The sequence below is a fragment of the Pseudomonas sp. GL-B-19 genome, from assembly GCF_019956415.1.
Classification (GTDB): domain Bacteria; phylum Pseudomonadota; class Gammaproteobacteria; order Pseudomonadales; family Pseudomonadaceae; genus Aquipseudomonas.
On the sequence record NZ_JAHBDK010000079.1, the window covers coordinates 1 to 13,804 of the forward strand.

At 59.8% G+C, this 13,804-nt stretch carries 12 protein-coding genes; 5 read left to right on the forward strand and 7 right to left on the reverse strand.

The features are described 5' to 3' along the window. Positions 1 to 1,620 (forward strand): hypothetical protein (locus KGB06_RS26270; RefSeq protein WP_223521017.1); only part of this gene is annotated, 1,620 nt, incomplete at its 5' end. A gap of 79 nt (positions 1,621 to 1,699) precedes the next feature. Here the strand turns inward: KGB06_RS26270 and KGB06_RS26275 are convergent. The 7 genes from KGB06_RS26275 to bioB form a co-directional block, all read right to left on the reverse strand. Then, positions 1,700 to 3,505 carry a phenylacyl-CoA dehydrogenase gene (locus KGB06_RS26275; RefSeq protein WP_223521018.1) on the reverse strand — a complete coding sequence of 602 codons (1,806 nt, stop codon included), beginning with the start codon at positions 3,503 to 3,505 and terminating at the stop codon, positions 1,700 to 1,702. A 276-nt stretch (positions 3,506 to 3,781) separates the two neighbouring features. Beyond that, positions 3,782 to 4,078: a pyrroloquinoline quinone biosynthesis protein PqqE gene (locus tag KGB06_RS26280; protein ID WP_223521019.1), complete on the reverse strand. Its 297-nt coding sequence runs from the start codon at positions 4,076 to 4,078 to the stop codon at positions 3,782 to 3,784. Between the two features lie 107 nt (positions 4,079 to 4,185). After that, positions 4,186 to 4,866, reverse strand: coding sequence for a dethiobiotin synthase (gene bioD / locus KGB06_RS26285; protein WP_223521020.1), 681 nt, complete (start codon positions 4,864 to 4,866; stop codon positions 4,186 to 4,188). Then, entirely contained in the window at positions 4,863 to 5,675 is an 813-nt protein-coding gene (gene bioC, locus KGB06_RS26290; RefSeq protein WP_223521022.1) for a malonyl-ACP O-methyltransferase BioC, read from the reverse strand. Before bioC ends, bioD begins: the two co-directional genes overlap by 4 nt. Beyond that, positions 5,668 to 6,399 carry an alpha/beta fold hydrolase gene (locus KGB06_RS26295; protein WP_223521024.1) on the reverse strand — a complete coding sequence of 244 codons (732 nt, stop codon included), beginning with the start codon at positions 6,397 to 6,399 and terminating at the stop codon, positions 5,668 to 5,670. The genes bioC and KGB06_RS26295 overlap by 8 nt, the downstream gene beginning before the upstream one ends. After that, entirely contained in the window at positions 6,392 to 7,570 is a 1,179-nt protein-coding gene (gene bioF / locus KGB06_RS26300; protein WP_223521026.1) for an 8-amino-7-oxononanoate synthase, read from the reverse strand. The genes KGB06_RS26295 and bioF overlap by 8 nt, the downstream gene beginning before the upstream one ends. 134 nt (positions 7,571 to 7,704) lie before the next feature. Further along, a complete protein-coding gene (bioB, locus tag KGB06_RS26305; protein ID WP_223521027.1) occupies positions 7,705 to 8,760 on the reverse strand; it encodes a biotin synthase BioB in 1,056 nt (351 codons plus the stop codon). A gap of 92 nt (positions 8,761 to 8,852) precedes the next feature. Here bioB and KGB06_RS26310 point away from each other — a divergent pair, with 92 nt between their 5' ends. The 4 genes from KGB06_RS26310 (at position 8,853) to KGB06_RS26325 (ending at position 13,647) form a co-directional block, all read left to right on the forward strand. Then, a complete protein-coding gene (locus KGB06_RS26310; protein WP_223521029.1) occupies positions 8,853 to 9,593 on the forward strand; it encodes a ComF family protein in 741 nt (246 codons plus the stop codon). Positions 9,594 to 9,774: 181 nt separating this feature from the next. Continuing rightward, complete coding sequence (locus tag KGB06_RS26315; RefSeq protein ID WP_223521031.1) at positions 9,775 to 10,539, forward strand: TOBE domain-containing protein; 765 nt, start codon at positions 9,775 to 9,777, stop codon at positions 10,537 to 10,539. A 58-nt stretch (positions 10,540 to 10,597) separates the two neighbouring features. Beyond that, complete coding sequence (locus tag KGB06_RS26320; RefSeq protein ID WP_223521033.1) at positions 10,598 to 12,499, forward strand: PhoX family protein; 1,902 nt, start codon at positions 10,598 to 10,600, stop codon at positions 12,497 to 12,499. Between the two features lie 173 nt (positions 12,500 to 12,672). Then, positions 12,673 to 13,647 (forward strand): serine/threonine protein kinase, encoded by a 975-nt coding sequence (locus KGB06_RS26325; RefSeq protein WP_223521035.1) that lies wholly within the window; start codon positions 12,673 to 12,675, stop codon positions 13,645 to 13,647. Positions 13,648 to 13,804 lie beyond the last annotated feature (157 nt).

Here is a 13,804-nt window from a genome sequence, read left to right on the forward strand (position 1 = left end):
GGTGGTGGTGGTGGTGGCGGGACTGCCAAGCCCCCGGGTTTGCCCTCGCCGTTCACGACACCCACACTGCCCGATCCGATTTTTACAGACCCGACTGCGATTCATGGGTTTGACGTTACCGGCTTTATCCAAAACATGACCCTGGACACCACCAATGCGAATTGCCCCAATACCAGCGACCCGGGCCGCTTTGGGGGGACCGTCCAATTGAACGGCGTCACGATTGTTGTCCCTTGCAACACCGTTATGCAGATGCCGGCCAACACCCTGACCTGGGCCGACTTCGTCAGGGGTGGAACCCTGGCGCTCGGAAAATCAGCGGCGGCCTATCCCTCGTTCGAGATCCATGTGGTAGGCAATAGCGTCTCCAACAAGCAGATTGCCGGGCTGATCTTTGTCTCCCAGCAATCAGTCAACGCGGGTAGCGGCTTCATCACCCGGATCGACTACACCAACGGCAACCTCGAAGTTGACAGCGGAAACCCGACGCAACCCACGATCATTCAGATCAACGACCCGAACGGACGTTTTGGCCGCGCCCAAAGCCCCGACCCGCGCTTCTCCGTCGATGATGCCAACCCGACCATCCATGCCGCCACCGGCTACCCGATGTGCGTGCCACGCACGATTTCCGGGGATGATGCACTCTGCCCAGAGAAAAACCGGCCAAAAGTGGTCACCCCGACCACGACCAACAACTGTCGCAATTTCAGCCAGGCCGGTGTCACGCCTCCGGCCAGTGGGGAGCTCTCGGGTCCAGCGGTGGGGCAGGTCTATTGCAGCCAGTACGTCATGAAGAGATTCGGCGATGCTAGCCGCACGGCGACGGACCCCGACCCGACACAACAGGCACCCTTCGAAGTCGGCGACTTCATCAGTTGGTCCGGCACTCTATTCAAGTCAGCAACAGCGGGTCTCCCGGATTTCATCTCTGCACACACGATCGAGGCGAATGTCGGGATCTATACTCAGCCTGGTTCGCAACCCAGCTACCTGGCAATCGGGGAGTTTGGCATCGGCACGGCCGACCCGGCAGCAACAGCCATCGGCGGTGCAGCCCAAGAGACGCAGGACCGGATTTTCCTTGAAGCTTCGACCACCGACATCAAGACCCCGGTCGACATCTATCTGATAGATGTCAATCCATCGACAGGTGTGCAAACCAATCGCTGGGTTACACCCTATGAGATGACGGGTGAATGCAACCCTGCGCTGGGCCTTGCGGCCAGTTGCCTGGGAGCCTCGGGTGGTATTACCACACAGAACACAGGTCCTCAGCCACAACGCGCCAGATTACGTGCGACCAAAGCGCCCTCTGGGCTTCTTAGCCAACCGACACGTACCTTGCGCGTCGTTGCGCGGTCACTTTGCGTTCCACAGCAGAGCCTATCCCAGACCGCCGTGGACAGTTGCATCCAGAATGCGGGCAGGCTGACCGTCGCCAATGGACTGATTGCCGGACAGTATGTGGCGCCGGTGTTTGAGTTCATCTTTCCGGAAGGCGTCAAGCCTGGCGATCCGGTGGTGCCTAACGACTTCTGGCACCTGCCGTTCATACGTAACGGCGAAGGCGTGAGCACCCCGACTGGCGTCGGCCCCCTGGATCCGACGCCATGGTGATCAAGGCCTGACCACAGCGCAAAAAAAACCGCCGCTCCCAGAGGAAGCGGCGGTTTTTTTTGAAGGACCGCGTTAAGGCTTAGTAGCCCAGGTCGAAGTTCTCTTCTTTCATGTCCATCAGGTTGTTGGCACCCGACAGCATGGTTGCAACGTGAGTGCGGGTACGCGGCAGGATACGCTGGAAGTAGAAGCGCGCAGTCTGCAGCTTGGCGGTGTAGAACGCCTCTTCGGAAGTGCCGGCAGCCAGTTTTTCGGCTGCCAGACGCGCCATGTCAGCCCAGAAGTAGGCCAGGCAGGCGTAACCGGAGTACATCAGGTAGTCCACGGAGGCCGCACCGACTTCTTCGCGATCTTTCATGGCGGCCATACCGACCTTCATGGTCAGCTCGCCCCATTCTTTGTTCAGTGCCGCCAACGGTGCGACGAACTCTTGAACGGCTTCGTTGCCTTCGTTGGTCTGGCAGAACTTGTGGACGATCTTGGTGAAGCCTTTCAGGGCTTCGCCTTGGGTCATCAGCACTTTACGGCCCAGCAGGTCGAGCGCCTGGATACCGGTGGTGCCTTCGTACAGCATCGAAATGCGGCTGTCGCGAACGTTCTGCTCCATGCCCCACTCAGCGATGAAGCCGTGGCCGCCGTAGATTTGCACGCCATGGTTGGCGGATTCAAAACCGACTTCAGTCATGAACGCTTTAGCGATTGGCGTCATGAAGGCCAGCAGTGCGTCGGCTTTCTTCTTTTCTTCTTCGTCCACGCCGTACTTGACGATGTCGACTTGCTTGGCAGTGAAGTAAACCATTGCACGGTTGCCTTCGGCGAATGCCTTCATGGTCAACAGCATGCGACGTACATCTGGGTGAACGATGATCGGGTCAGCGGCTTTTTCCGGCGCTTTCGGGCCTGTCAGCGAACGCATTTGCAAGCGATCACGAGCGTACTTCAGGCCACCCTGGAAGCCGATCTCGGCGTGAGCCAGACCTTGCAGCGCGGTGCCCAGACGTGCGGTGTTCATAAAGGTGAACATGCAGTTCAGGCCTTTGTTCGCCGGGCCGATCAGGAAACCGGTGGCCGCGTCGAAGTTCATCACGCAAGTGGCGTTACCGTGGATGCCCATCTTGTGTTCCAGGGAACCACAGCTCACAGCGTTGCGTGCGCCGATCGAACCGTCCGCGTTCGGCATGAATTTCGGCACGATGAACAGCGAAATGCCTTTGGTGCCAGCCGGTGCATCCGGCAGGCGGGCCAGTACGATGTGGACGATGTTGTCGGCCATGTCGTGTTCGCCGGCCGAAATGAAGATCTTGGTGCCGGAGACTTTGTAGGAACCGTCAGCCTGAGGCTCAGCCTTGGTGCGCAACATGCCCAGGTCGGTGCCGCAGTGCGGTTCGGTCAGGCACATGGTGCCGGTCCACTCACCGGAAACCAGTTTGGTCAGATAAGCCTCTTGCTGCTCAGGCGTACCGTGCTCGGAAATGGTGTTCATCGCGCCATGGGACAGGCCTGGGTACATGCCCCACGACCAGTTGGCTTCGCCAACCATTTCACTGACTGCCAGACCCAGGGACTCCGGCAGGCCTTGGCCACCGTGCTCTGCGTCGTGAGCCAGGCTTGGCCAGCCGCCTTCAACGAATTGCTTGTAGGCTTCTTTGAAGCCAGTCGGGGTTTTAACGCCGGACTCGCTCCAGGTGCAGCCTTCGGTGTCACCCACGCGGTTCAGCGGGGCCAGTACCTGCTCACAAAACTTGGCGCCTTCCTCGAGAATGGCGTCAACCATGTCCGGAGTTGCGTCCGCACAAGCCGGAAGGCTCTGATAGTGCGCTTCGTAGCCGAGCAGTTCGTCACGAACGAAGCGAATATCACGCAAGGGGGCCTTGTAGTCAGGCATAGCGAAAAACCTCTGCTGATGTAACCGGGAATGAACGACCGCGTTGATTTGCTGTGGCGGTCAAACAGTTGTTTGAAACATACGTTTACGCCTAAATCTTGTCAAGCATCGATCTTTAGCCGTTTGTCATCACATCGTTGATCTACCGGACACGCAGCAGCGCACCACCGCTGAACAAGCCAGGCGCTGTGTAGAAAAGATTAGTTGAGGGAGAAGGACTTACGCAGAAAAACGCTGCGAACTGTCGCAGCGTCGAGTGAACAATTCAGCGAGGGATCAAGCGAATGTGTCGATCAACGTTCCGAGCATTTCATCCGAAGCCTTGGCCACTTTGGCACCCGCTTCAACCTGAAATTTACCTTGGGCCATGTCGATTACATTGCTGGCCAGGTCGGATTGCTGACTGCGGTCAACCGAACGCAGACGATCCACCTGAGCCTCGGAAGACTGGCTGGCCACTGAACGTTCGATGGTGATATTGGCGATCTGCCCGGACGCTTGATCAACGCGGTTCTGCCCTGTCTGAATAGTGCTCAGACCAGCATAAAAAGCGGTGTTTCCTGAGATTTCCATGGGGAGACGTCGTCCTGCAAGGGATCAATAGCGGTCATTGAATCAGACATGATGGCAAAATGCCCGATAAAAACACTAATGGCACAGTGCCTTGTCATAGGCAAAACCTAGTCCAGCAAATCCAGCTGCAAATGCTCCGCCACGGATTCTGCCGTGACCGATTTGAGTTTCGGTACTCGCCCGAGGCAGGGCGCGGGGATACGCTCGGCGAGAGTCGCAAGGTTCTCTTCCAGGCGCGAGGTCTTGGGATCAATGATATTGGCTACCCAGCCCGCCAACTGTAATCCATCCCTGGCAATCGCCTCTGCCGTCAGCAGCGCATGATTGATGCAACCCAACCGCACACCGACCACCAGAATCACGGGCAAACCCAGCCCTATCGCCAGGTCAGACAGATTGGCCTGATCCGCCAAGGGCACGCGCCAGCCGCCCGCCCCTTCGATCAAGGTGAAATCTGCCTGCAAATCGAGAATCTCGCGCATGGGCGTCAACAGCGACAGCACCGTCAATGCCACGCCGGCCTCCCGCGCGGCCAGGTGCGGAGCGATGGCCGGCTCGAACGCGACCGGGTTGACCTGTGCATACGTCAACGACAAAGAGCACTCGGCCAACAGCGCCAGCGCATCGGCGTTACGCAATCCCTTGGGCGTCACGTCGCAGCCAGAGGCCACCGGTTTTCCCGCCGCCGTACTCAAGCCCGCCGACCGCGCGGCATGCAATAAACCGGCGGCAACGGTGGTCTTGCCGACGTCAGTGTCAGTACCGGTGATGAAATAGGCTGCGCTCATATAGGTTTCTCCAACACGGCGTAAACCACCTGGTAAGTCGCTGGCAATCCTTGGGCCTGACGAAATTGCTCATAAGCCTCGATCAAGCCAAGGATCCGCGCCCGCCCCGTCAAACCACCCGGTCGTCCAGGGTTCAAGTTGTGCGCACCCAATGCCTTGAGTTCATGAGTCAGACTACGCACATCCGGGTAATGCAACACGTGAGGACGCGTTTGCAAGCTGACCGTTTTCAAGCCACTGGTCGCACACAGTTGCTGATAAACACCCAACTCGCGGAAGCGGTTGACGTGCACCATGCCATCCACCTGACGCCAACTGTCACGCAACTCAAACAATGTCCCTACACACAGACTAGCAAACGCGAAAATCCCGCCCGGCTTCAGCACCCGATTCGCTTCACTGAGCACCGATTCAAAATCCGCACACCATTGCACAGCAAGGCTGGAGAAGATCAAATCGCAGGTCGAACCCTGCAGCGGCAACTGCTCCGCATCGCCCGCGATGAAATGGCTGGCACCACCCAATGGCCGGGCGTGATTGAGCATGCCTTCGGCGATATCGAGGGCGACACCTTGACCGGTCGGAAACCGCTCACCCAGCGCGCGACTGAAATACCCGGTGCCGCAGCCCAGGTCCAGCCAGCGACTTGGGACAAAATCACCCGACAAGCGACTCAACAATTGACTGCCAACATCACGCTGCAACTCGGCCACGCTGTCGTAGCTCGCCGCCGCACGAGAAAAGGAGGCTGCCACCTGGCGCTTGTCGGGCAAACCGCCAGGCAGGCTGGGAAGGGATAAATCAGTCATCACCGGACTCGTGCAAAAAGGCCTGAATCGCCCCCGCCACACCGTGGGGGTCTTCCAGAAGAAACGCGTGACTGGCCTGTTCAATCAGACCAATTTCGACATCTGGCAGCAACGCCAGCAAGTCCCCTGCTGCTTCGGCCGGGACCAGGCCGTCGAGGCCTGCGAATAGATGTAATTGCGGACCGCGGAACGCCTGCAAAGCTTGGCGAGTGTCCAGTTGTGCAAGAACTTCCAGACCACTCATCAACGCCGCGGCAGAAGTCTGTGGCGCACCGCCAAGCAATAGCCGCGACAACCCGCGAGGGTCTTGCGCGCCTTGGGCACACAACAGCGAAAACCGTTTCAGCGTCATGCGTGGATCTGCCTTGCAGCCGGCCAGGAACGCATCGAACGTCTCGGCGGGCATCGCGTTCGGCCATTGCTCATGAGCGACAAATGAGGCACTGCTCGCCAGGGTCAGCAAGCCGCAGCAACGATCACCCCGACGCGCCGCCAATTCGGCCGCCAGCATGCCGCCCAAGGACCAGCCACCGAGCCAGGCATCCTGCGGCACTGTCGAATCAAGTTCATCGAGCCATTCTTGAAGATCGCTCGATTCCAGTTCCGGCAACGGCTCAATCTCGACTCGCAGGTGTTCATCCAGCCCCTGCAAAGCTGCCGCCAAAGGTTCCAGCGGCGAAACGCCGAGGCCCCAACCGGGCAACAGAATCAGTCGATCACGCATGGCTTGGCTCCGATTTCAGTTGTGCGAAACAATCGGCCAGTCCGTTTAACAATAGTTGCACCTGTGCCTCGCTGTGAGCGGCGGTCAGGGTCACCCGCAAACGGGCGCTGCCGGCCGGCACGGTCGGCGGACGGATCGCAGTCACCATCAGCCCACGCTCGCGCAGCATCTGCGACAGGCGAACCGCACGCCCGGCATCGCCGATCATGATCGGCTGAATCGGCGTGAAGCTGTCCATCAGTTCCAGACCGATTTGCTCGGCGCCTTGGCGGAATTGGCGGATCAACGTTTTCAGATGCTCACGTCGCCAATGTTCGGTGCGCAGCAGTTCGAGGCTTTTCAGCGTCGCACAAGCCAGCGCCGGTGGCTGGCTGGTGGTGTAAATGTAGGGGCGGGCGAACTGGATCAGGCTTTCGATCAACTCTTCGCTGCCCGCGACAAAGGCCCCTGCCGTACCGAAAGCCTTGCCCAGCGTTCCGACCAAAACCGGCACGTCTTCCTGACTCAGTCCGAAATGCTCGACGATCCCGCCGCCATTGGCACCCAGCGGGCCAAAGCCGTGAGCGTCATCGACCATCAGCCACGCGCCTTTAGCCTTGGCTTCGCGGGCCAGCGCCGGCAGGTCGGCAATGTCGCCGTCCATGCTGAACACGCCGTCGGTGACCACCAGCGTATTACCGGTGGCTTTCTCCAGGCGCTTGGCCAGACTGACCGCGTCGTTGTGCAGATAGCGATTGAAGCGTGCGCCGGACAGCAAACCGGCATCGAGTAGCGAGGCGTGATTGAGCCGGTCTTCCAGCACCGTATCGCCCTGCCCGATCAACGCCGTAACCGCGCCAAGATTGGCCATGTAACCGGTGGTGAACAACAGCGCACGCGGGCGGCCGGTCAGATCAGCCAAGGCTTCTTCCAGCGCGTGATGGGGCGTGCTGTGGCCGATGACCAAGTGCGACGCCCCGCCACCCACGCCCCAACGAGCAGCTCCGGCGCGCCAGGCTTCGATCACTTGCGGGTGATTGGCCAGGCCCAGGTAATCGTTGTTACAGAACGCCAGCAACGGCTGGCCATCGACCACCACTTCCGGGCCTTGAGGGCTGTCGAGCAGCGGGCGCTGGCGGTAGAGATTTTCGGCACGACGGGCAGCAAGGCGTGCGGCGAGATCGAAAGACATGCAGGCCTCGCGAGTGGGAATGGGGTACCGCCCCTGTAGGAGCAAAGCTTGCTCGCGATAGGATCGCCGCAGTCATTCAGACAGACCGAGGTGTTTCCATCGCGGGCAAGCCTTGCTCCTACAAGACAGAGGACTTAAACAGCGGCGTTGTAGAACTGCTCGCTGCTCTTCTGCTCAACCAGTGCCTGCTCAATGGCGGCCTGATGCACCTCGTCCGCGTGCTCCTCGCGCGCTTCCGGCAGAATCCCCAGGCGCGAGAACAGTTGCATGTCCTTGTCGGCCTGCGGGTTGGCAGTGGTCAGCAGTTTTTCGCCGTAGAAAATCGAGTTGGCGCCGGCGAAGAATGCCAGGGCCTGCATCTGCTCGTTCATCGCTTCACGGCCAGCGGACAGGCGCACGTGGGATTTCGGCATCAGGATGCGGGCAACGGCGAGCATGCGGATGAAGTCGAACGGATCGATCTCTTCGGCATTTTCCAGCGGCGTACCGGCGACTTTCACCAGCATGTTGATCGGCACCGATTCCGGGTGCTCCGGCAAGTTGGCCAACTGGATCAGCAGGTTGGCGCGGTCATCAAGGGACTCACCCATGCCGAGAATACCGCCCGAGCAGATCTTCATCCCCGAATCACGCACGTACGCCAGGGTTTGCAGGCGCTCGCTGTAGGTGCGGGTGGTGATGATGCTGCCGTAGAACTCCGGTGAGGTGTCGAGGTTGTGGTTGTAGTAGTCGAGTCCGGCCTGAGCCAGCGCTTCGGTCTGGTCCTGGTCCAGACGGCCCAGGGTCATGCAGGTTTCCAGGCCCATGGCTTTTACGCCTTTGACCATTTCCAGCACGTACGGCATGTCTTTGGCCGACGGGTGCTTCCACGCCGCGCCCATACAAAAACGAGTCGAACCGATGGCCTTGGCGCGAGCGGCCTCTTCGAGGACCTTCTGCACTTCCATCAGCTTTTCTTTTTCCAGGCCGGTGTTGTAGTGACCGGACTGTGGGCAATATTTGCAATCTTCCGGGCAGGCGCCGGTTTTGATCGAGAGCAGCGTGGAAACCTGGACGCGGTTGGCGTCGAAATGCGCGCGGTGCACCGTCTGTGCCTGGAACAACAGGTCGTTGAATGGCTGAACGAAGAGTGCTTTGACTTCGGCCAAAGACCAGTCATGACGCAGGGTTGCAGAGGTGCTGGCGCTCATGGGCGTTTCCTTTGTTTTATGCTTGGCAAGCGTCTGGGGGATGGAATACCCACAGACGCGACACGGATGTTCGGCATATTTAAGGAAGACTCATGCGCTGTCAACCACGTTACAAAGGACCGGTTTACATCTGGTTAAAAAACACACAACACTGTCTGCTCTGTGCTGAACCGGCCGATGAACACATCCCGATCTGCATGGCTTGCGAGACGGAGCTGCCCTGGCTTGGGGATCACTGCCAAACTTGTGCCCTGCCCTTATCGGGCGCCGGGCTGACTTGCGGCCAGTGCCTGAATCAACCGCCCGCCTTTGAGCAAGTCGCCGCACCGTGGACTTACAGCTTCCCGGTGGACACCCTGATCACACGTTTCAAGCACTCTGCAAAGTGGCCATTTGGTCGGCTGCTCGCCGAACTTCTCGCGCAATTCCTGCAACATCGCTTCGACGAAGACCTGAATCGTCCCGACGCGCTCGTTCCGGTGCCGCTGGCCTCTAAACGTCTGCGCCAACGGGGTTTCAATCAAGCCACCCTGCTTGCCCGCTGGCTCGGCGCCTGTCTGGACATGCCTTGCGACGAAACGCTGCTGTTGAGGACTCAAGACACCAGCGCGCAGCAGGACTTGAATGCCGACGCCCGCAAAAAGAATCTGCGCAACGCCTTTGCCCTGGCGCCCGGCGCACGCATCAAGGACCGTCATTTGGCGTTGGTCGACGATGTGCTGACCACCGGAGCCACGGCGCAAGCCCTCGCCCGGCTGTTGATGGACGCAGGCGCTGCGCGGGTTGACGTCTACTGCCTCGCCCGCACACCCAAACCGGGCGACATGGCCTGATTTAGTGGCATTCAGGGTGGGAGCGAGCCTGCTCGCGATGACGGTTTATCCGTCACATCTATGGTGAAGTTGATGGCCCCATCGCGAGCAGGCTCGCTCCCACAAGGATATGGCCTGACTTGACTCCCAGGCTTTCAGAAGCCAACGTCCTCTACATCGCCACAGCCCAAAGCGCCCTGCCATGTCCTTGCCTACGTTGTTGTCCCAGCACATTGTCCGTCGTCCGCAGCGCATTGCGTTGCTGCAACACATCGCCGAGCAAGGCTCGATCACCCGCGCCGCGAAAAGCGCGGGCCTGAGTTACAAGGCCGCATGGGACGCTATCGACGAGCTGAACAACCTGGCGCAAAAGCCGCTGGTGGAGCGCAGCGTCGGCGGCAAGGGCGGCGGTGGCGCCAAACTCTCCAGCGAAGGCCTGCGCGTGTTGCGCCTTTATCAAAAGCTGCAAGCTTTGCAGGCCCAGGTGCTGGAAGCTGCCGAAGATGCCAGCGATCTGGACCTGCTCGGCCGCCTGATGCTCCGGACCAGCGCGCGCAATCAACTGCACGGCACAGTGGTAGGGATCGAAGCTCAAGGGCGCAACGACCGGATCCGTCTTGAACTGGCCGAAGGCTTGACGATCGATGCGCAGATCACCCACGACAGCACCCTGCGCCTGGAGTTGGTAACCGGAACCGAAGTGGTTGCGTTGATCAAGGCCGGTTGGCTTGAATTGTTGGGTATCGATCAACAAGCAACACCCGGCAACAACTTCTTGAAAGGCATCATCGAAACCATTCTCGACGCCGAAGACGGCCCCAGCGAAGTGCGCATCGGCCTGCCCAATGGCCAGACACTCTGCGCACTGGCCGAGCCGCTGCACTTGAGAACGCTGGGGCTTACCGCTGCCAAACCGGTGCTGGTGCAGTTCGCGCCATCCAACGTGCTGCTCGGTACACCGCTCTGAAACAAAAGCTTCATCAATGCTCTTTAAGGTGGCTGCAAAAACCCGCAGGGAGCCTGATGTGAGCCTATTAGAAGAAAACCAGTCCACCGACCTCGAAAAGATGGTCGGCCTCAGCCGTCGCGGTTTCATCAGCGCCGGTGCCCTCTGTGGTGCCGCCATGTTCCTCGGTGGCAACCTGCTGAGCCGCAGCGTGCTGGCCGCGAGTGTCAGCGCCGGCACCAGCAAACTGCTGGGTTTTGACAGCATCCCCGCCGCCACCAGCGACACCATTACCTTGCCGGCGGGCTACAAATCCTCGGTGCTGATCAGCTGGGGCCAGCCCCTGCAAAATAGCGGCCCGGCGTTCGACCCCAGCGGCAACGGCACGGCCGAGCAACAGGAAGTCCAGTTCGGCGACAACAATGACGGCATGAGCCTGTTCGAGTTTCCCGGTGAAAAAGACCGGGCGCTGATGGCGATCAACAACGAATACACCAACTATCGCTACCTCTATCCGCATGGCGGCATGCCGCAGTCCGCCGAAGAAGTGCGCAAGGCGCTGGCTTGCGAAGGCGTGACAGTGATCGAAGTGCAGCGCAAGAACGGCCAGTGGCAGTTCGTCCAGGGCTCGCGCTACAACCGTCGTATCCACGGCAACGCACCAATCAGCCTGAGCGGCCCGGCCGCCGGCCATGAACTGCTGAAAACCAGCGCCGACCCCCACGGCAAGAATGTCCTGGGCACCTTCCAGAACTGCGCCAATGGCAAGACGCCGTGGGGTACGTACTTGACGTGCGAAGAGAACTTCACCGACTGCTTCGGCAGCAGCAACGCCGAGCAGAAATTCGACACTGCACAGAAACGCTACGGCGCGGTGGCAACCAGCAAAGAGATCAACTGGCATCAGCACGATGAGCGATTCGACCTGGCGAAGAATCCCAACGAACTCAACCGTCACGGCTGGGTGGTAGAAATCGACCCGTTCGATCCGCAATCGACCCCGATCAAACGTACGGCCCTGGGCCGCTTCAAGCACGAGAACGCCGCGCTGGCAGAAACCCATGACGGCCACGCAGTGGTGTACATGGGCGACGATGAGCGTGGCGAGTTCATCTACAAGTTCGTCAGCCGCGACAAGATCAACCATAAAAACCCCAAGGCCAACCGCGACCTGCTGGATCACGGCACCTTGTATGTAGCGCGCTTCGATACCGGCGACGGCAATACCGATCACCCGAAAGGCCAAGGCGAGTGGGTCGAACTGACTCACGGCAAAAACGGCATCGACGCCAGCAGCGGTTTTGCCGATCAGGCCGAAGTGCTGATCCACGCGCGCCTCGCCGCCAGCGTAGTAAAAGCCACGCGCATGGACCGTCCGGAATGGATCGTCGTCAGCCCCAAGGATGGCCAGGTGTATTGCACCCTGACCAACAACGCCAAGCGTGGTGAAGACGGCCAACCGGTAGGCGGGCCAAACCCGCGCGAGAAGAACGTCTACGGGCAGATTCTGCGCTGGCGCACTGACCGCGATGATCATGGCTCGAAAAACTTTGCCTGGGACCTGTTTGTGGTCGCCGGCAACCCAGGGGTTCACGCCAGCACGCCGAAGGGTGGCTCGTCCAACATCACGCCGCAAAACATGTTCAACAGCCCGGATGGTTTGGGTTTCGACAAGGCCGGACGGCTGTGGATTCTCACCGATGGCGATTCGAGCAATGCCGGTGACTTTGCGGGCATGGGCAACAATCAGATGCTGTGTGCGGACCCTGCGACCGGGGAAATTCGCCGGTTCATGGTCGGGCCGGTTGGTTGCGAAGTCACCGGGATCAGCTTTTCGCCGGATCAGAAGACGCTGTTTGTCGGGATTCAGCATCCGGGGGAGAACGGTGGGTCGACGTTCCCTGAGCATCTGCCGAATGGCAAGCCGCGGTCCTCGGTGATGGCGATTTCCCGTGAAGATGGCGGGATCGTCGGCGCCTGATAAAGCCCCATCGCGGGCAAGCCTTGCTCCCACACTGGATCTGTGTCACATCGCAAATCCCCTGTGGGAGCGAGCCTGCTCGCGAAAGCGTCCGCACAGTCACCACCTATATTCGGCCGTCTGCGCTACCATGCTTGGCCGGACGCGGCAGCCTGCTGCGCGCAGGAGTCAGCATGGCCCACCCGTTTGCAACCCTCACCCCAGACCTCGTGCTCGATGCCGTCGAAAGCATCGGCTTTCTCAGCGACGCGCGCATTCTGGCGCTCAACAGCTACGAGAACCGCGTCTATCAAGTCGGTATCGAAGACTCCGAGCCGCTGATCGCAAAATTCTATCGTCCGCAGCGCTGGACCAACGAAGCGATTCTCGAAGAGCATCAATTCACCTTCGAACTCGCCGAATGCGACGTGCCAGTGGTCGCGCCGATGATCCACAACGGCGCCAGCCTGCACGAACACAACGGCTTTCGTTTCACCCTGTTCCCCCGCCGTGGTGGCCGTGCGCCGGAGCCGGGCAATCTCGATCAGCTCTATCGCCTGGGTCAGTTGCTGGGTCGCCTGCATGCCGTGGGTTCCACCAAACCGTTCGACCACCGTGAAGCGCTGGGCGTGAAGAACTTCGGTCACGACTCGCTGACCACCTTGCTCGAAGGCAATTTTGTACCCAAAAGTTTGCTGCCGGCCTACGAGTCCGTGGCCCGCGACCTGCTCAAGCGAGTAGAAGAGGTCTACAAGGCGACGCCGCACCAGAACATCCGCATGCACGGCGACTGCCACCCCGGCAACATGATGTGCCGCGACGAAATGTTCCACATCGTCGACCTCGACGACTGCCGCATGGGCCCGGCGGTGCAGGACATCTGGATGATGTTGGCCGGTGACCGCCAGGAATGTCTCGGGCAGTTGTCGGAACTGATGGACGGCTACAACGAATTTCACGATTTCGATTCGCGAGAACTGGCGTTGATCGAACCGTTGCGCGCTTTGCGTCTGATGCACTACAGCGCCTGGCTCGCCCGTCGTTGGGACGACCCGGCGTTCCCGCACAGTTTTCCGTGGTTCGGCAGTGAGCGGTATTGGGGTGATCAGGTGTTGGCGTTGCGTGAGCAACTGGCAGCACTCAATGAAGAACCGCTAAAACTCTTCTGACCCACACAGCCCACCTTGTAGGAGCGAGCCTGATCTGGTCCAGTAATTTTGGACATTGTTTTCGGTTCTCACGCCGCCATCTTTTCTGCCGCTACCGGCGAGTGGTAACCGTTGTAGCTGTGGCGCCTTACATTGTTGTAGCGCGCCACATATCGGT